General features: G+C 71.6%; 13 protein-coding genes. 5 read left to right on the top strand and 8 right to left on the bottom strand.

Annotated elements, in window-relative coordinates:
* Position 1 precedes the first annotated feature (1 nt).
* Positions 2–2,947, bottom strand: a complete 2,946-nt coding sequence (locus tag AB0C33_RS24515; protein ID WP_358291674.1) for a glycoside hydrolase family 48 protein — start codon at positions 2,945–2,947, stop codon at positions 2–4.
* A gap of 309 nt (positions 2,948–3,256) precedes the next feature.
* Between AB0C33_RS24515 and AB0C33_RS24510 the strand changes: the two genes are divergently transcribed.
* The gene (locus AB0C33_RS24510) at positions 3,257–5,569 is read left to right on the top strand and encodes a glycoside hydrolase family 6 protein (protein WP_358291672.1); all 2,313 of its coding nucleotides are present in this window, start codon (positions 3,257–3,259) and stop codon (positions 5,567–5,569) included.
* 130 nt (positions 5,570–5,699) lie between these two features.
* Here the strand turns inward: AB0C33_RS24510 and AB0C33_RS24505 are convergent, their stop codons facing one another.
* The 5 genes from AB0C33_RS24505 to AB0C33_RS24485 all read right to left on the bottom strand — a co-directional run bounded on the left by AB0C33_RS24505 (position 5,700) and on the right by AB0C33_RS24485 (position 9,915).
* Positions 5,700–6,098: a DUF1992 domain-containing protein gene (locus AB0C33_RS24505; protein WP_358291661.1), complete on the bottom strand. Its 399-nt coding sequence runs from the start codon at positions 6,096–6,098 to the stop codon at positions 5,700–5,702.
* A gap of 14 nt (positions 6,099–6,112) precedes the next feature.
* Positions 6,113–7,012, bottom strand: a complete 900-nt coding sequence (gene folP / locus AB0C33_RS24500; RefSeq protein ID WP_352323007.1) for a dihydropteroate synthase — start codon at positions 7,010–7,012, stop codon at positions 6,113–6,115.
* Between the two features lie 69 nt (positions 7,013–7,081).
* Positions 7,082–7,546, bottom strand: coding sequence for an ATP-binding protein (locus AB0C33_RS24495; protein ID WP_358291660.1), 465 nt, complete (start codon positions 7,544–7,546; stop codon positions 7,082–7,084).
* 97 nt (positions 7,547–7,643) lie between these two features.
* A complete protein-coding gene (locus AB0C33_RS24490) occupies positions 7,644–8,693 on the bottom strand; it encodes an NAD-dependent epimerase/dehydratase family protein (RefSeq protein ID WP_358291658.1) in 1,050 nt (349 codons plus the stop codon).
* A 40-nt stretch (positions 8,694–8,733) separates the two neighbouring features.
* Positions 8,734–9,915: a zinc-dependent alcohol dehydrogenase gene (locus AB0C33_RS24485; RefSeq protein WP_358291656.1), complete on the bottom strand. Its 1,182-nt coding sequence runs from the start codon at positions 9,913–9,915 to the stop codon at positions 8,734–8,736.
* Between the two features lie 165 nt (positions 9,916–10,080).
* Here AB0C33_RS24485 and AB0C33_RS24480 point away from each other — a divergent pair, with 165 nt between their 5' ends.
* Entirely contained in the window at positions 10,081–11,463 is a 1,383-nt protein-coding gene (locus AB0C33_RS24480; protein WP_358291654.1) for a carbohydrate-binding protein, read from the top strand.
* A gap of 112 nt (positions 11,464–11,575) precedes the next feature.
* Here the strand turns inward: AB0C33_RS24480 and ispG are convergent, their stop codons facing one another.
* Positions 11,576–12,679, bottom strand: a complete 1,104-nt coding sequence (gene ispG, locus AB0C33_RS24475) for a flavodoxin-dependent (E)-4-hydroxy-3-methylbut-2-enyl-diphosphate synthase (protein ID WP_358291652.1) — start codon at positions 12,677–12,679, stop codon at positions 11,576–11,578.
* Positions 12,667–14,415, bottom strand: coding sequence for a 1-deoxy-D-xylulose-5-phosphate synthase (locus tag AB0C33_RS24470; protein WP_358291650.1), 1,749 nt, complete (start codon positions 14,413–14,415; stop codon positions 12,667–12,669). Before AB0C33_RS24470 ends, ispG begins: the two co-directional genes overlap by 13 nt.
* Before the next feature lie 128 nt (positions 14,416–14,543).
* Between AB0C33_RS24470 and AB0C33_RS24465 the strand changes: the two genes are divergently transcribed.
* The 3 genes from AB0C33_RS24465 to AB0C33_RS24455 are packed head-to-tail and all read left to right on the top strand — an operon-like array spanning position 14,544 to position 17,977.
* Complete coding sequence (locus AB0C33_RS24465) at positions 14,544–15,587, top strand: polyprenyl synthetase family protein (RefSeq protein WP_358291648.1); 1,044 nt, start codon at positions 14,544–14,546, stop codon at positions 15,585–15,587.
* 11 nt (positions 15,588–15,598) lie between these two features.
* The gene (locus AB0C33_RS24460; protein WP_358291646.1) at positions 15,599–16,540 is read left to right on the top strand and encodes a 4-hydroxy-3-methylbut-2-enyl diphosphate reductase; all 942 of its coding nucleotides are present in this window, start codon (positions 15,599–15,601) and stop codon (positions 16,538–16,540) included.
* A gap of 27 nt (positions 16,541–16,567) precedes the next feature.
* Entirely contained in the window at positions 16,568–17,977 is a 1,410-nt protein-coding gene (locus AB0C33_RS24455; protein ID WP_358291644.1) for a family 2B encapsulin nanocompartment shell protein, read from the top strand.
* The last annotated feature ends 17 nt before the right edge of the window (positions 17,978–17,994 follow it).

Here is a 17,994-nt window from a genome sequence, read left to right as displayed (position 1 = left end):
CTCACGGGAAGAGCCGCCCGTACTCGGCCAGGGCCACGGCCACGTCCACCTGCGCCCAGAAGCGGTGGTAGTTGAACGTCGGCGCGGGCCCGGTGCCCTGGAGGTAGGCGTTCACCTCAGGCCAGTCGGGGTCGTTCTTGTAGAAGGACCTGATCGACATGAACGTCGAGCTGGAGTTGATCGTGTCGCCGTTCGGCATCTTGCCGGTCCAGCCCGGGGGCACGTAGACCGGGTCGTTCAGCCGCTTGTAGTCGGTCTTGGTCTCCGACACCGACACGCCCTTGGCGTCGCGGTTCTTCCACACGCCGTCCAGCAGCGCCTTGGCCATGGTCCTGGCCCCGGCGTGGTTCGCCTTGGCCGCGTAGTACATCAGGGCCTTGGCGTACGAGCCGGCCACGCCGACGTCGTTGGTGTAGTCGGCGACCGTCACGTGCAGGCCGGGGTTGGGCGGCGGCATGCCGTTCGGGTCGCTGAAGTCACCGGCGGGCTGGCCGGTCCACTTGAGCGTCGACGGCATCTGGTACGTGCCGTCCGCGTTGATCGTGGTGTTGGCCATCGCCCAGGTGACCCACTTGTCCAGCAGCGCCTTGGCGTCGGCGTTGCCCGAGGCGTAGTAGAGCTCGGCCACCCGCTCCATCGTCCACGCCTGGAACCCGAACCACTGGTTGGACGGCGGGTCGTGGTAGACGGGCTGCCAGTCGTAGGTCATGCCGTGGAACTTCGGCAGCCCGGCCGGCGGGGTGGCGTAGTGGCCCTCCCAGCTGTTGGTCGCGCCGCCCGCGATGGCGCCCTCGGCCGACTGGAGCCAGGTGTAGAACTGCAGCTGACGGGTCAGACTGGTGCTCCAGTCGGCCGCGCCGGTGCCGCTCTTGGGCTTCAGCTCGGCCACGTTGGCCAGCGCCCAGGCCGCGAGCGGGTTCTGGTAGCCGGAGTGGTTGTGGCTGGAGCCGATGCGCCAGGCCCAGCCCGCGCTGGTGTCGCTCGCGCCGCCCCAGGCGTAGTACCAGGACAGCAGGTAGTTGGAGGCGTCCTTGCCGGTGCCCGCGGCACACGAGGTGCTGGTGCAGCCGGGCTTCTTGAAGTACTTGTCGTACATCGCGTACCGCAGGTAGTCGCCCATCTTGGCGGCCTTGGCGACCGACGCGGAGATCTGCGACTCCTTGCCCTGCTGCTTGGCCCACGTCTGCGCCCAGTACGCCGCCTGGACGGCCCGCGCGTCGGCGTCGGGCGCGTTGGTGTACTTCCACTGCTTGGCGTAGTTGCTGTCCTTGGTGAACAGGTCGAGGTAGCCGTTGGGGCCGCCGAACTTGAAGGTGTCGCAGGACGGCTGCGGGATGGTCTCGAAGACCGACTCCTCCGGGCCGCGCTGGTAGGTGTTGATGTAGGTGTTCTTGCTCGTGCCGTCGCCGCAGTGGCCGAAGCCGTAGGTGTTGTCGACGTCGAGCAGCCAGTGCATGCCGTAGACGTCACTGGTGTTGTACGCGCTCTTCAGCTCGTTGGCCAGCGGGTCCGAGCCCACGGACACCCCGGAGTCGAGCTGCGTCGGGTACTGCTTGATGTCGTTCCACTCACCGGCGTACGTGGCCGGCTTGGCGGGGTTGTAGAAGGAGTTCGTCGGCTGGTCGGCGGTCGAGGGGATGATGTACTTCTCCATCGAGGCCCAGGCGTTGTTGAACTTCGCCCAGTCGCCGGTCACCTGCCCGTAGGTCGCCTCCAGCCACAGGTAGTAGCTGTAGGCCTCGGACGTGGTCTCGTGCCCGTGGTCGGGCGCCTCGACCATGAACGTCTCCACCGAGTGGTACGGCACGCCGTCGGGCGAGAAGTACCCGTTGGCCGGGTCGTGCAGTTCGTTGTACATCTCGACGAACCGCTTGACGTACTCGTTGTCGCCGCCGAGGTCGTCGTCCGCCTCGCTGGCGGTGACCTTGACCGGGGTGTAGCCGGTCGCGCTCACCGTGAACTCGGCGGTGCCGCTGGTGGTGTCGGCGTCGTCCGCCGCCGCCAGGGTGACGTTCTGGACGGTGTTCCAGTTGGCCGGGGTGAAGGTGAGCGAGCCGCCGGAGCCGACGGTCAGGTCGGCGTCGCCGCTGGTGCGGGCGGTGGTGACGGTCACGTTCGCGGCGGGCGCCTGCGAGAGCTTCACGCCGAAGCCCGCGGTGCCCTTCTCCGGCACGGAGATCGTGGTCGGGCTCACCACGAGGGCGGGCCCGGTGTTCTGCGAGACGGTGATCCCGACGGGGGCCGAGGTCGTGGTCGCGCCCCCGTTGTCGGTGGCCTTCGCGGTGATCGAGTAGCTGCCCGCGGCCACGTTCTGCCAGGTGTAGCCGTACGGCGCCGAGGTGTCGGTGCCGAGCAGCGTGGAGCCCTGGTAGAAGTCGACCTTGGAGACCGTGCCGTCGCTGTCGGCGGCGTTCGCGGCGATGGCCACGGTGGCCGGGGCGGTGAACGTCTGGCCGGCGGTGGGCGAGGTCAGCGCGACCGTGGGCGGGGTGTTGGCGCCGCCGCAGGTCACGCCGTTCACGGTGAACGAGGTCGGGCTCGGGTTGCTGTCCGTCCAGGTGCCGTTGAAGCCGAGCGTCGTCGAGGCGCCGGTGGCCAGGCTGCCGTTGTAGGGCATGTTGGTCGCGGTGACGTGGGTGCCCGACTGCGTCCAGTTGGCGCTCCAGCCGGTGGGCGTGTACTTCTGGCCCGCGGTCGGGAAGTCGAAGCCGAGCGTCCACGAGGTGATCGGGTCGCCGGTGTTCTTCAGGGTCAGGTTGGCGGTGAACCCGCCCTGGCCTGGGCCGCTCGTCCACTGGTTGGCGGTGTACGTCACGTCGCAGGCGACGGCGGCGTGCGCGGGCAGCGCCGCGAGGGTCGTGGTCGTGCCCGCCGCGAGCACGAGCGTCGCGGCTGCGGCGAGCCGCCTCGACAGGCGGGAAAGACGGGAAGGAGGTCTGTGTTTCAAGGGATCTCCATGGGAGTAGGGGGTGTGGGAGCGCTCCCAAGGGGGATTGTGGGTGACCGGCGGCGTATGTCAACGGATCGCCCATCCGCCGGCCCCCGCGTTTCCTCTCACCAGGCTGCCGATGATGAAAGTTTCATCCACGTTACGGGGCATTCGGCGAGCATGCGGCCCGGGAACGCCCGCCGCACGGCCGCCCTCATTTACAGGGCCGGGAGGGCGTCTCACTATGGGAGCGCTCCCAGCCAACTGACGTTCTGGAGATGATCGCTAGTGAGACTCCACAGCGGCCCACGCCGATGGGCCGTGACCATGACCGCCGCGAGCGTCGCGGCCCTCGGGCTCGTCGTCGGCCAGACCACGGCCGCCAGCGCCGCGGTGAACTGCGACGTGACCTACTCCGCCAACTCGTGGACGAGCAGCCCCGGTCAGGGCGGTTTCACCGCGAACATCACGTTGAAGAACACCGGCGACCCGATCACCTCGTGGACGCTGGGCTTCGACTTCCCCGGCACCGGCCAGCAGTACACCCCGACCGGCTGGAGCGCCAACTGGACGCAGTCGGGCACCCACGTCACCGCGACGAACATGCCCTACAACGGCAGCCTGGCCACCGGCGCCTCCACCACCATGGGCTTCAACGGCACCTGGACGGGCAGCAACAACCCGCCCACCTCCTTCACCGTGAACGGCGTGACCTGCGGCGGCGTCACCCCCACCACCCCCGCGGTGGTCACCTCCGCCAGCTCGGTCGCGGTCAACGAGGGCGGCACCGCCTCCTTCACCGCCAAGCTGTCCTCCGCCCCCTCCTCGAACGTCACCGTCACCACCCAGCGGACCAGCGGTGACAGCGACCTGACCGTCAGCGCGGGCGGCTCGCTCACCTTCACGCCCGCCAACTGGAACACCGCCCAGACGGTCACCCTGGCCGCCGCCCAGGACGCCGACACCACCGCGGGCACGGCGGCCTTCTCCGTCGGCGGCACCGGCGTCACCTCGGCCACCGTCAACGCGACCGAGGTGGACGACGACGCGGTCGTGGAGCAGGCGCTGCTCGTGACGCCCACGTCGGTGACCGTGCCCGAGGGCGGGACGGCGGCGTACACGGTCAAGCTGGCCGCGCAGCCGTCCGCGAACGTGACCGTCACCTCGACGGCGGGCAGCGGCGACGCCGACCTGACCGTCTCCGGCGGCGGCAGCCTCACCTTCACCACGGCCAACTGGAACACCGCCCAGACGGTGACCCTGGCCGCCGCCCAGGACTCCGACACGACCAACGGGACCCGTCCCTTCACGGTCGCCGCCACCGGCCTGACCAGCAAGACGGTCACCGCCACCGAGGCCGACGACGACGGCCAGCCGCCCACCGGCCACGTCGAGAACCCGTACGCCGGCGCGACCGGCTACGTGAACCCGCAGTGGAAGGCCAAGGCCGCGGCCGAGCCCGGCGGCGCCGCCGTCGCCAACACCTCCACCGCCGTGTGGCTGGACCGCATCGCGGCCATCGCCGGCTCCTCCTCGGCCATGGGCCTCCAGGCCCACCTGGACGAGGCCGTGGCCCAGGACGCGCTCAACGGCTCGGCCCCGCTGACCGTGCAGTTCGTCATCTACGACCTGCCCAACCGCGACTGCTCGGCGCTGGCCTCCAACGGCGAGCTGCTGATGGCCGAGAACGGCTTCAACCGCTACAAGGCCGAGTACATCGACGTGATCGCGAACATCCTGCGCGACCCCAAGTACGCCAACCTGCGCATCGTCACGATCATCGAGCCCGACTCGCTGCCCAACCTGATCACCAACACCGGCAACTTCCCGAAGTGCGCCGAGGCCAACGGGCCCGGCGGCTACGTGGACGGCGTCCGGTACGCGCTCAACAAGCTGCACGCCATCACCAACGTCTACACCTACGTGGACGCCGCCCACCACGCCTGGCTCGGCTGGGACTCGAACTTCGGCCCCGCCGTGAACCTCTTCTACAACATGGCCGCGGGCACCACGGCCGGCGTGGACAGCGTGGACGGCTTCATCGTCAACACCGCCAACTACTCCGCCACCAAGGAGCCGTACTTCACGATCAACACCCTGGTGAACGGCCAGACCGTCCGCCAGTCCAAGTGGATCGACTGGAACTACTACGTGGACGAGTCCACCTTCGCCGCGGCGCTGCGCACCGCGCTGGTCAACAAGGGCTTCAAGTCCGGGCTCGGCATGCTGGTCGACACCTCGCGCAACGGCTGGGGCGGCACCGCCCGTCCGGGCGGCGCGAGCACCTCGACGGACGTGAACACCTTCGTCAACCAGTCACGCGTCGACCGGCGCATCCACGCCGGCAACTGGTGCAACCAGAGCGGCGCGGGCCTCGGCGCCCGGCCGACGGCCAGCCCCGAGGCCGGTTTCGACGCCTACGTCTGGATCAAGCCGCCGGGCGAGTCCGACGGCGCCAGCACCGACATCCCGAACGACGAGGGCAAGAAGTTCGACCGGATGTGCGACCCGACCTACACCGGCAACAACCTCAACGGCAACAACATGTCGGGCGCCCTCGGCGGCGCCCCGCTGTCCGGCCAGTGGTTCTCCGCCCAGTTCCAGGAGCTGGTCAGGAACGCCTACCCGCCGGTCAGCTAGCTCACCGAGCCGGCCGGGGGCTCCGGGGCCCCCGGCCGCCGGACGAGGGGCCCGCCTGACCCGGGCCCCTCGTCCGGTGAAGGAACCCGGGACCCTTCCCCTCGACCGGCGCGACTCGTCCGGGCGCGGGTCAGCGGCTCTCGCGCCACTCCGACACGACGCGATCGACGTCGAAGGGCATCAGGTTGAGCGGCGGCCCCGGCAGGCCCTTCCTGATCGCCTCGCGGATCTTCTCGTTGACCTCTTCGAGGATCTGCCGCACCTCGGTCTCGGACCGGGCCCCGCGGGCCTGCCGCAGCGCCTCCTCGGCCTCCTTGCGCAGCGCCAGCGTCGGGGGCAGCGGCATGGACAGCCCCTCGCTCTCCAGCTTCTGCTTGATCCACCACATCTCGTCGTGCCGCCGGTCGAGGCCGGGCAGCGGCTTGCCCGCGCCCGGCAGGTCGTCGAACTCCCCACGCTCGGCCGCCTCGCGGATCTGACGGTCGATCCAGCTCTCGAACGGCATGCCCACCGGCTTGCGGTCGGTCACGGACGCGGCTCCTCTCACGCCAGGTTGTGGCTCGGCGCGACCGGCCCGCGCCAGCCGAGCACGGCCTCGGTCATGCGCACGGACGCCACCGTCGCGGCGACGTCGTGCACCCGCAGGATCCGGGCGCCCTTGAGGATGGAGACGACGTTCGCGGCGATCGTCCCCTCCTTGCGCTCACCCTGCGGGCGGTCGATGGTCTCGCCGATGAAGTCCTTGTTCGACAGCGCGACCAGGGTGGGATAGCCGATGGCGGTGATCTCCTCCAGCCGCCGGGTCAGCTCCAGGGAGTGGAAGGTGTTCTTGTTCAGGTCGTGGCCCGGGTCGATGATGATCCGGTCGGGGGCGATGCCCGCCTTGAGCGCGAAGGCGACCCGCTCGCGCAGGAAGCCGGCGACCTCGGCGACGACGTCGTCGTAACTCGGGCGGAAGACCCGCCGGCCGGGCCCGCCGAGGCTGTGGGTGACGACCACGCTGGCGCCGGTCTCGGCCGCGACCTCGGCCAGGCCGGGCTCGCGCAGGCCGTTGGTGTCGTTGATGACGTCGGCGCCGGCCTCGACGGCCGCCCTGGCGACCTCGGGGCGGTGGGTGTCGACCGAGATGACGGCGTCGGTCGCGGCCCTGACCTCGGCGATCACCGGGACCACCCGCTCGATCTCCTCCTCGACGCCGATCGCGGCCTGGGCGGCGCTGAAGGCGAACCCGCCGATGTCCACCCAGTCGGCGCCCTCCTCGACGGCCCGCGCGCAGGCCGCGACCGCGCGGTCGAGCTCGTACGTGCGCCCCTGGTCGTGGAAGGAGTTGGGGGTCCTGTTGACGATGGCCATGATGGCGATCTGGCGTTCGAAATCGAACTCCCGCCGCCCGATGCGGCGGACCGGAGAGATGATCTCGGGGGGATTGTTTCCGCCGCTCACGTAGTGGCCCCTTCCGTCTCCTGCCGAGCCTACCCGGGGCCGTGGCAGGGCGGTCGGGCGCGCCCGCGCTCAGACCTGGAAGTGCCCGGACGGCCCGCCGCCGCCGGTGACCCGGATGCGCTTCATGGAACTCGGGGAGACCGACGCGTGCGGCAGGCGCATGGTGAGCCGGACCGTGGTGCCGTCCGGGCCGGTGCGGACGTCCACGACGTCGCACAACCGCCGGATCAGGTAGATGCCGCGACCGGTGTAGGAGAGGCTGGACGGCCGGACGTCCCCGTCGAGGTACGCCTGCGGGATGCCCGTCCCCTGGTCCGTCGTCTCCGCGCGGATGACGCCGTCGACCGTCCACAACGTCAGATGCCCGCGCCCGCCCGCGTGCTCCACGGCGTTGACCACGCTCTCGTGCACGGCGAGCACGAAGTCGTCGAGCCGCCCGTCGCGCAGCCCGCTGCTCTCCGCCTGCTCGGCGACCGCCCGGCGCAGCTTGGTGACGTCGTGGAGGGTGAAGACCTGGGTCAGGAGAAGGGCCATGGCGCTCCTTCGTGTCGTCACGACACACAGGCCACGCCTCTGGACCTTGCGTAGAGAACCGTCCCCTTCCCCGGCCGGGCGGGCTTACACCTCCGGATCAGGGGTGGGCGCCGACCCCCGTGGCCAGCTCCTTGACCCGGCCCAGCGGGCCGCCGTCGGGGGCGAGCGGCGGGGTCTCCATGCCGGCGCCGTCGTGCAGGCCGTCCAGCAGCTCGCGCATGGCGTCCCAGGAGGAGTGCCGCGGCCGCCAGCCCAGGACGTCCCTGGCCCTGTCGGTCTTCATGACGGGAATGCGCAGCGCCAGTTCGAGCAGGCCGGGCGAGGCGGGCACCAGCCGCAGGTGCCAGCCGGCCGACATCAGCGTCCTGGCCAGCCAGGGCGTGACCGGTATCGTCCGCGTGCCGAGGAGCTTGGCCAGGTCGGCGGGGTCGAGCACGGGTTCGGCGGCCAGGTTGAAGGCCCCCGACACCGTCCTGGTCACCGCCAGCCGGTACGCCTCGGCCGCGTCGTCGGCGTGCAGCACCTGGAGCCGCAGTCCGGGCACGTCGGGCACGAACGGAATGCGGCCGGGCCGGATCAGCCGGCGCGGCAGGAACGGCCCGGCGAACAGGCGGCGCTGCTCGGTGGCCGCCGCCCGCTGGAAGATGAACCCCGGCCGCATCCGCACCACGCGGATCGCCGGGTGGTCGTGCTCGAAGACGTCGAGCACCCGCTCGACGTACGCCTTCTCCCGGCCGTACGCGGCGCCCGGCCAGCCGTGCGTGGGCCAGCTCTCGTCCACCGGCCGGTCCTTGGGGCCCGGCGAGTACGCGCCGACCGAGGAGGCGTGGACCAGCGCGGGCACCCCCGCCTCGGCCACCGCGCGGAACACCCGCATGCTGCCCAGCACGTTCGCCCGCCAGGTCACGGCCGGATCCCTGGTGGGCTGGAACAGCCACGCGAGGTGCACGACGGCGTCGGCGCCCTCGAAGATGCGGGACAGGTCGCCGGTGGCGACGTCGGCCTGCCGCCACTCGGTGCGGTCGATGCGCCATCCCGGCAGCCGGCGGGCCACGCCCACGATCGACGTCACGTTGTCATCCGCGGCGAGCGCGCGTACGACGCTCGTGCCGACATTGCCGGTAGCCCCGACCACCACGACTCTCATGCCGCACCGCTGCCCGCGCTCCGGAGGGTGAAACCCCTGGTCAGGGCTGTAGCACGATCTTTATCGCACCGTTCGCCTTCTTCTGGAACATCTCGTACGCCTGCGGCGCCTCCTCCAGCCGCATGCGGTGGGTGGTCAGGTCCATGACGCCGAGCGGGTCGGAGTCGTCGGTGACCAGCGGCATGAGCCGGTTGATCCACCGCCGCACGTGGGCCTGGCCCATCCGCAGCGTGACGCCCTTGTCGAACATGCGCAGCATCGGCATCGGGTCGGTCATGCCGCCGTAGACGCCGATGACGGAGATGACGCCGCCCCGGCGGACGGTGTCGATGGCCTGGTTGAGCGCGGCCAGCCGGTCGACGCCCGCGTGGGACATCAGCGGCGCGGCCACCACGTCGGGCAGCAGCCCGGTGAGCGTCTGGGCGATCTTGGCGGCCGGTGAGCCGTGCGCCTCCATGCCGACGGCGTCGATCACCGAGTCGGTGCCGCGCCCGGAGGTGAGCTCGCGGATCGCCCCGGGCACGTCGGAGGTCTCGCTGCCGTCCACGACCTCGATGCCGTGGCGGCGGGCCATCTCCAGGCGTTCGGTGACGCCGTCCACGCCGATCACGCGGTGGCCGAGGTGGCGGGCGATGCGGGCGCACATCTGGCCGATGGGGCCGAGGCCGAAGACGGTGACGCTGCCGCCGTCCGGGATCTCCGCGTAGTCCACGGCCTGCCAGGCGGTCGGCAGCACGTCGGACAGGAACAGGAACCGCTCGTCCGGCGGGCCCTCGGGCACCTTGATCGGGCCGAACTGGGCCTCGGGCACGCGCAGGTACTCGGCCTGGCCGCCGGGCACCTGGCCGTACAGCCTGGTGTAGCCGAACAGCGCGGCGCCCATGCCCTGCTCCTTGACCTGGGTGGTCTCGCACTGCGCGTACAGCTCCAGGCCGCACATGTGGCAGTGGCCGCAGGAGATGTTGAACGGGATGACGACGCGGTCGCCGGGTTTGATGTCCGTGACGGCGGCTCCGACGGCCTCGACGACGCCCATGGGCTCGTGGCCGAGGATGTCGCCCTCGGCCATGAAGGGCCCGAGCACCTCGTACAGGTGCAGGTCGGAGCCGCAGATGCCGGAGCTGGTCACCCTGATCACCGCGTCGTTGGGCTCCTTGATGGCCGGGTCGGGGACCTCCTCGACCCGTACGTCCCGCTTGCCGTGCCAGGTGACGGCCTTCATGACGCCTCCAGATGGGATTCGGACGGCACAAATCCCGCATACCCCCACATAGAGCTCCAAACGGTTTGCCCCATAACACGGTGATAGGGGTGTTTTGACACGACCACTCCTCGTATTCGGGCTCGTACCGTGCAGACACCCCCCTGTACGCGAGGAGACGTGCACATGCTCCCCAGGAAGACCGTGACGGCGGGCATCGCGATCGCCGTCACCATGATCAGCGTCCCGGCCCTGGCCTTCGCGGCGAAGGGCGCCACGGCCCAGGACGAGACCCCCTACTCCATCGCCCGCAGCAACGCCGAAGCCGTCGCCGCCCCCCCGCAGGGCCTGGTCGACGCCATGAGCCGGGACCTCGGCATCACCGGCCGGCAGGCCGAGGCCCGCCTGGTCAACGAGGCCGCCGCGGCCGGCCTCGAACCCACCCTGCGCGCCCAGTTAGGCGCCTCCTACGCCGGCTCCTGGGTGACCGGCCCCACCTCCACCCCGATCACCGCCACCACCGACCCGGCGCAGGTGGCCGCCATCGCCAAGGCCGGTGTGCAGGCCCGCGTGGTGGCCCGCTCGCTGAGCAGCCTCGACGGGGTCAAGGCCAGGCTGGACGCCGCGTCGGCCAAGGCCCCGAAGACCGCCCCCGTCTGGTACGTGGACGTCGTCAACAACACCGTCGTCGTCCTCAGCTCCGACCCCGCCAAGGCCGCCGCCTGGGTGAGGGCCAGCGGCGCGGACGCCTCCGCCGTCCAGGTCGTGCGCTCGGCCGAGAAGCCCACGCTGTTCTACGACGTCCGCGGCGGCGACGCCTACTACATCGGCTCCGGCACCCGCTGCTCCGTCGGCTTCTCGGTGACCAAGGCCGGCTCGCAGGGCGGCTTCGTCAGCGCCGGCCACTGCGGCACCGCCGGGTCCAGCACGTCCGGCTCCAACCGGGTCGCCATGGGCACGTTCCGCGGCTCGTCCTTCCCGGGCAACGACTACTCCTGGGTCGAGGTCAACGGCCAGTGGACCCCGACCGGCGTGGTGTACGGCTACAGCGCCGGCATCCTGCCCGTCCGCGGCTCGACCGTGGCCCAGGTGGGCTCGGCCGTCTGCCGCGCCGGATCGACCACCGGCTACCACTGCGGCTCGGTCCAGCAGCTCAACACCAGCGTCACCTACCAGGAGGGCACCGTCTCCGGCGTGACGCGGACCAACGTCTGCGCCGAGCCCGGCGACTCCGGCGGCTCGTTCATCTCCGGCGACCAGGCCCAGGGCGTGACGTCGGGCGGCTCGGGCAACTGCAGCTCCGGCGGCACGACGTACTTCCAGCCGGTCAACGAGATCCTGTCCGCCTACGGCCTGACCCTCGCCACCCAGGGCGGCGGCCCCGGCCCGACCAGCACGCCGACCGTCACCCCGACCAACAACCCGGGCGGCACGTGGGCCGCGGGCACGACGTACGCGGCCGGCGCGACGGTGACGTACGGCGGCTCGACCTACCGCTGCCTCCAGGGGCACACCGCCCAGCCCGGCTGGGAGCCGCCGAACGTGCCGGCCCTCTGGCAGCGCGTCTGACCCTCTAGACGTCCAGGGCGGAGATACCCCCTCACGACCTGGACCGCGCGGCCGGGCGATGTCCCACTCCTCCGTCAGGGACATCGCCCGGCCCATGCGCTTGCCACGACCGTCAGGACGCGTCCGCGGCCAGCCGCAGGGCCTCCTCGACCAGCGTCTCCACGATCCGCGACTCGGGGACGGTGCGGACCACCTCGCCCCTGACGAAGATCTGCCCCTTGCCGTTGCCCGAGGCCACGCCCAGGTCCGCCTCCCTGGCCTCGCCCGGCCCGTTGACCACGCAGCCCATCACCGCCACCCGCAGCGGGTGGGGGAACCCGTCGAACGCCGCGGTGACCCGTTCGGCCAGCCCGTACACGTCGACCTGGGCCCGCCCGCACGACGGGCAGGAGACGATCTCCAGCCTGCGCCGCCGCAGCCCCAGCGACTCCAGGATGCCGATCCCGACCTTGACCTCCTCCACCGGCGGCGCCGACAGCGAGACGCGGATCGTGTCGCCGATGCCCTCGTCGAGCAGGATCCCGAACGCCACCGCCGACTTGATCGTGCCCTGCATGAGCGGTCCTGCCTCGGTGACGCCGAGGTGCAGCGGGTAGTCGCAGCTGCGGGCCAGCATCCGGTAGGCCGCCGTCATCACCTGCGGGTCGTGGTGCTTGACGGAGAGCTTGATGTCGCGGAAGCCGTGCTCCTCGAACAGCGAGCACTCCCACAGCGCCGACTCCACCAGCGCGGCCGGCGTGGCCCTGCCGTGCTTGGCCAGCAGCCGGGGGTCGAGCGAACCGGCGTTCACCCCGATGCGGATCGACACCCCCGCGCCGGCCGCGGCCCGCGCGATCTCACCCACCTTGTCATCGAACTTCTTGATGTTCCCGGGATTGACCCGGACCGCCGCGCACCCCGCCTCGATGGCGGCGAAGACGTACCGCGGCTGGAAGTGGATGTCGGCGACGACCGGGATCTGCGACTTGCGCGCGATCTCCGGCAGCGCGTCGGCGTCGTCCTGGGTCGGCACCGCGACGCGGACGATCTGGCAGCCCGCCGCCGTCAGCTCGGCGATCTGCTGCAACGTGGCGTTGACGTCGGCCGTCACCGTCGTCGTCATCGACTGCACCGAGACGGGCGCGTCGCCCCCCACCGGCACGGACCCCACCATGACCTGCCTGGACGCCCTGCGCGCCCGATGTCGCACCGGCAGTCCGAGATCTACAGCGGCCACCTGTCCAGCTCCCTTCGAACGGTGTGCGCGATGCCCTGACCGGTGAGCCCGGCCTCGGCGAGCAGCCCGGCCCGGCTCCCGTGCGCGACGAACTCGCGCGGCAGACCGAGGTTGACGATGTGCTGCCGGGGCCCGCACTCCTGCCGGAGCAGTGCGCCGGCCCCGCAGGCGGCCAGGCCGTCCTCGACGGTCACCACCAGCCGGGCGGCCCCGGCCGGCCCGCGCAGACCGGCCGGGACCGGGATCACCCAGCGGGGGTCGACCACGGTCACGCCGATCCCGGCGGCCGACAACATGGCCGCCGCGCCCAGGCACGGCCCGGCCATCGGCCCGACCGCCACCAGCAGCACGTCGGGACCGCCCGCGAAGAGCACGTCGACGTCGCCGAGCCGCCCCACGCGCGGCAGCTCGGGACCGGCGGCCGCCTTGGGGAAGCGCAGCGCCGTGGGCCCGGGGTGCTCGACCGCCTCCTCCAGCAGCTCGCACAGCCGGCGGGCGTCGCGCGGCGCGGCCACCCGCATGCCGGGCACCATGGCCAGCGCCGCCAGGTCCCACATGCCGTGGTGGCTGGGCCCGTCGGGGCCGGTGAGCCCGGCCCGGTCGAGCACGAGCGTCACCGGCAGCCGGTGCAGGGCGACGTCCATCAGCACCTGGTCGAGGGCGCGCCCGAGGAACGTCGCGTAGACGGCGACCACGGGGTGCAGGCCCGCCATGGCCATGCCCGCCGCCGAGGCCAGCGCGTGCTGCTCGGCGATGCCGACGTCGAACATGCGGCCGGGGAAGCGCCGCCCGAAGCAGGCCAGCCCGGTCGGCCCCGGCATCGCGGCGGTGACGGCCACCAGGTCGTCGCGGCGCTCGCCGAGCACGCACAGGTGGCGGGCGAACGCGTCGGTCCAGGTGGCGGCGCCGGCCGCGAGGGGACGGCCGGTGGCCGGGTCGGTGGCCGGGATCGCGTGCAGGTGCTCGTCGTGGTCGCGTTCGGCCGGGTCGTAGCCGCGGCCCTTGCGGGTGACGCAGTGGACCACGACGGGGGCGCGCAGCTCGCGGGCGGCGCGCAGGACCGCTTCGAGCGCGGCGATGTCGTGGCCGTCGACCGGGCCCAGGTAGCGCAGGCCGAGCTGCTCGAAGACGGTCACGTCGGCGGCCGTGCGCAGGCGGGCGAGGTGGTCGGCGATGCCGCCGTGGGTGGGGGCGTAGGAGCGTCCGTTGTCGTTGAGCACGACGACGACCGGCCGGTGGCGGGCGGCGCCCAGGTTGTTGAGCGCCTCCCAGGCCGGCCCGCCGGTGAGCGCGCCGTCGCCGACCACGGCGACCACCGCCCGGCCGGCGTCGCCGGTCAGCAGGCGCGCCTTGGCCAGCCCGTCGGCGTAGGCGAGCGCGGCGGAGGCGTGGGAGTTGTCGACGTGGTCGTGCACGGACTCCTCCCGGCTCGGATAGCCGCTGAGGCCGCCGCGGCAGCGCAGGGCGTCGAAGGAGTCGCGCCGCCCGGTCAGGATCTTGTGGACGTACGCCTGGTGCCCGGTGTCGAAGACGATGGCGTCGCCGGGCGAGTCGAAGACGCGGTGGAGGGCGATCGTGAGCTCGACGACGCCGAGATTGGAGCCGAGGTGCCCGCCGCGGGCGCTCACCTTCTCGACCAGGAAGTCGCGGATCTCGCGGGCGAGGCCGGGCAGCAGCTCGGCGGGCAGGGCGCGCAGGTCTTGGGGAGTGGAAACGTACGGCAACAGGGTCGTCATGACATCCCCTGACGGTGTTGCGGTGAGCCAAAAGAATAGTTGAAAGGCCCAAGACACTTTACACGCTCTGTATTCAAGTAGTAACTATTGGTAGTGCGTCCCGACCAGAAGGAGCCGAGCGGATGCCGGTGAGCTTCACTCAGCACTACCTCGGATCACGGATCGAGCGACGCCTCGCCGACTTCCTTGAGACATGGCGTTCGCCTGTCTCCGATCCCGACGTGCAGACGGCCTACCGGCTGCTGACCGAGTTCATCCTCGGCGGCGGCAAACGCATCCGCCCCCTGCTGTGCTACTGGGGCTGGCGGGGCGCGGGCGGCGCCGACTGCGACGAGATCGTCAGCGCCGCGGCGGCCCTGGAGCTGTGCCACGCCGGGCTGCTCATCCACGACGACATCATGGACGGCAGCGAGCTGCGCCGGGGCCGGGCGACCATCCACCGCAACCTCGCCGACCTCCACGACGGTCCGTCCGCGGAGGCGTTCGGGCACGCGGGCGGCATCCTGCTCGGCACGCTCAGCCTGGCCTGGTCCGACACCCTGCTGTCGTCGTGCGGCGTCGAGCCCGTCCGCCTGCGCGCCGCCCACCACCTCTTCGACGCCATGCGCACCGAGGTCATCAGCGGCCAGTACCTCGACATCCTCGCCCAGCTCCGCGCCGGCGCGAGCGTGCCGGAGGCGCTCACGGTGATCCGCTACAAGACGGCCAAGTACACCGTCGAGCGGCCGTTGCAGATCGGCGGCGCCCTGGCCGGCGCCGCACCCGAGCTGCTCGACGCCTTCTCCCGGTTCGGCGTGCCGCTCGGCGAGGCGTTCCAGCTGCGCGACGACGTGCTGGGCACGTTCGGCTCGGCGGCCGAGACCGGCAAGTCGGCGCTCGACGACCTGCGCGAGGGCAAGCACACGGTGCTGATCGCGCACGCCATGGCCCACGCCTCGCCCGCGCAGCTCGGCTACCTGCGCGCCTGGCACGGCAACCCGGCGCTCACCGAGGAGCAGGCTGTCGGGCTGCGCACCATCCTCATCGACACCGGCGCGCTCGACCAGGTCGAGTCGATGATCGACGAACGCGTGGGCGAGGCCACGGCCGCCCTGGCCCGGGCGCCGATCGGGCCCGAGGCCGGCAGTGCGCTGTCCGTCCTGGCCGACCAGCTCGCGCACCGTACCAAGTAGGGGGCTCTCCGATGGGACGCGTACTGCTCGCGGCCCCGCGCGGTTACTGCGCGGGCGTCGAACGGGCCATCTTCTCCGTGGAGGAGGCGCTGCGGCGCTTCGGGCCACCGGTCTACGTGCGCAAGCAGATCGTGCACAACACGTTCGTGGTGGCCGACCTCACCGAGCGCGGGGCGGTCTTCGTCGACGAGCTCGACGAGGTGCCGGACGGCGCGCTGGTGATCTTCTCGGCCCACGGCGTCTCCCCCGCGGTCCGGCAGGAGGCCGGGGGCCGCGGCCTGCGCACGATCGACGCCACCTGCCCCCTGGTCACCAAGGTGCACAAGGAGGCGGTGCGGCTGGCCGAGGCCGGCCACGAGATCGTGCTCATCGGCCACGCCGAGCACGAGGAGGTCGAGGGCACCCTCGGCGAGGCGCCCGGCCGCATCCACGTCGTCGATCCGGCCAGGCCCCACGAGGTCACCGCGAGCGGCGCGGCGCGCATGACCTGGCTGTCGCAGACCACCCTCTCGGTCGACGAGACCATGGGCGCCGTCGCCGAGCTGCGCGACCGTTTCCCCCAGCTGGCCGACCCGCCGAGCGACGACATCTGCTACGCCAGCCAGAACCGCCAGGAGGCGATCACCCGCATCGCCCCCCGCTGCGACCTGGTCATCGTCGTCGGCTCGGCCAACTCCTCCAACTCCCGGCGGCTGGTCGAGGTCGCGCTGCACGCCGGCGCCCCCGCCGCCCACCTGGTGGACCGGGCCGCCGACGCCGACCCGCGATGGCTCGGCGGCGTCGGCACGGTCGGGGTCAGCTCCGGCGCGTCCGTACCCGACGTGCTGGTCGAGGACCTGCTCGGCTGGCTCGCCGGCCACGGCTACACCGACGTGGAGCCCGTGACCGTGACCGAGGAGACGCTCACCTTCTCCCTCCCCCTGGAACTCCGTTCCTCCCGCAACCCCGGCTAGACCCCACACCGAGATTGGCGGTGCACCATGACAGAAACCACCGACTCCAGCGCGCCCTTGAACGGCAACGGGCAGCTCAGCCTCAGTACCGAGGCCGCCAAACAGCTCGCGACCACCACCAAGACGCCCCCGCAGATGCAGGAGATCACCTCCAGGTGGCTGCTGCGGCTGCTGCCGTGGGTGCAGTGCTCCGGTGGCGTGTTCCGGGTCAACAGGCGCCTGACGTACACGCTCGGCGACGGGCGCATCACGTTCTCCACGACCGGCTCCGACGTGCGGGTCATCCCGGCCGAGCTGACCGAGCTGCCCATGCTGCGCGGTTTCGACGACATGGAGGTGCTCGAAGCGCTGGCCGACCGCTTCCAGCAGCGCGAGATCGAGCCGGGCGAGGCCATCGTCAGGGAGGACGACCCGGCCGACCAGCTCGTGCTGATCGCCCACGGCCGGGTCGGCAAGGTCGGGCAGGGCGCCTACGGCGACGAGCAGAACCTCGGCGTCCTGGCCGACGGCGACCACCTCGGCGAGCAGGCGCTGACCGGCGGCGGCACGTACGACTTCACCGCCACGGCCAAGACGCACACCACCGTGCTCACCCTGTCCAGGCAGACCTTCGAGCAGCTGGCCGAGCAGTCGCCGTCGCTGCGCGAGCACATCCAGAGCCGGCAGGCGGCCGGCGACCACGCCCAGAACGCCTACGGCGAGGCCGCGATCGACATGTCCTCCGGCCACTCCGGCGAGGTCGCGCTGCCCGGCACGTTCGTGGACTACGAGCAGTCCCCCCGCGAGTACGAGCTGAGCGTCGCCCAGACGGTCCTGCGGGTGCACAGCCGGGTCTCCGACCTGTACAACCAGCCGATGAGCCAGCTCGACCAGCAGCTCCGCCTCACGATCGAGGCCCTGCGCGAGCGCCAGGAGCACGAGCTGATCAACAACCGGGAGTTCGGCCTGCTGCACAACGCCGACTTCAGCCAGCGCATCCGCACGCGTTCCGGCCCGCCCACGCCCGACGACCTCGACGACCTGCTGGCCGTCGTCTGGAAGGAGCCGGCCTTCTTCCTCGCGCACCCGCAGGCCATCGCCGCGTTCGGCAGGGAGTGCAGCAAGCGCGGCCTCTACCCGCAGGCCAGCGAGGTCAACGGCCACCGCATCCCGGCCTGGCGCGGCGTGCCGATCTTCCCGTGCAGCAAGATCCCGGTCACCGGCAAGCGCACCACGTCGTTCCTGCTCATGCGTACGGGCCAGGAGAACCAGGGCGTCGTCGGCCTGCACCAGACCGGCATCCCCGACGAGTACCAGCCGAGCCTGTCGGTGCGCTTCATGAACATCAACGAGAAGGCGATCATCTCCTACCTGGTCAGCGCCTACTACTCGGCCGCCGTCCTGGTGCCCGACGCGCTCGGCGTCCTGGAGGACGTCGAGCTCGGCAGGAACGGCTAGCAGCCCCTTCGTCCGTC

Origin of the sequence: Nonomuraea sp. NPDC048881 (assembly GCF_040649795.1) — a bacterium.
In the GTDB taxonomy this organism is placed as follows: Bacteria; Actinomycetota; Actinomycetes; order Streptosporangiales; family Streptosporangiaceae; genus Nonomuraea.
The sequence above is the reverse complement of the archived record's forward strand: the minus strand, read 5'-3'. Positions and strand labels throughout refer to the sequence as shown.

What these genes read in the sequence shown, in the direction of transcription:
- AB0C33_RS24510 (WP_358291672.1), top strand. Translation starts at nt 3,257, where the DNA reads ATGACCGCCGCGAGCGTCGCGGCCCTCGGGCTCGTCGTCGGCCAGACC.
- AB0C33_RS24495 (WP_358291660.1), bottom strand. Translation starts at nt 7,546, where the DNA reads ATGGCCCTTCTCCTGACCCAGGTCTTCACCCTCCACGACGTCACCAAG.
- AB0C33_RS24490 (WP_358291658.1), bottom strand. Translation starts at nt 8,693, where the DNA reads ATGAGAGTCGTGGTGGTCGGGGCTACCGGCAATGTCGGCACGAGCGTC.
- AB0C33_RS24485 (WP_358291656.1), bottom strand. Translation starts at nt 9,915, where the DNA reads ATGAAGGCCGTCACCTGGCACGGCAAGCGGGACGTACGGGTCGAGGAG.
- AB0C33_RS24480 (WP_358291654.1), top strand. Translation starts at nt 10,081, where the DNA reads ATGCTCCCCAGGAAGACCGTGACGGCGGGCATCGCGATCGCCGTCACC.
- AB0C33_RS24470 (WP_358291650.1), bottom strand. Translation starts at nt 14,415, where the DNA reads ATGACGACCCTGTTGCCGTACGTTTCCACTCCCCAAGACCTGCGCGCC.
- AB0C33_RS24460 (WP_358291646.1), top strand. Translation starts at nt 15,599, where the DNA reads ATGGGACGCGTACTGCTCGCGGCCCCGCGCGGTTACTGCGCGGGCGTC.
- AB0C33_RS24455 (WP_358291644.1), top strand. Translation starts at nt 16,568, where the DNA reads ATGACAGAAACCACCGACTCCAGCGCGCCCTTGAACGGCAACGGGCAG.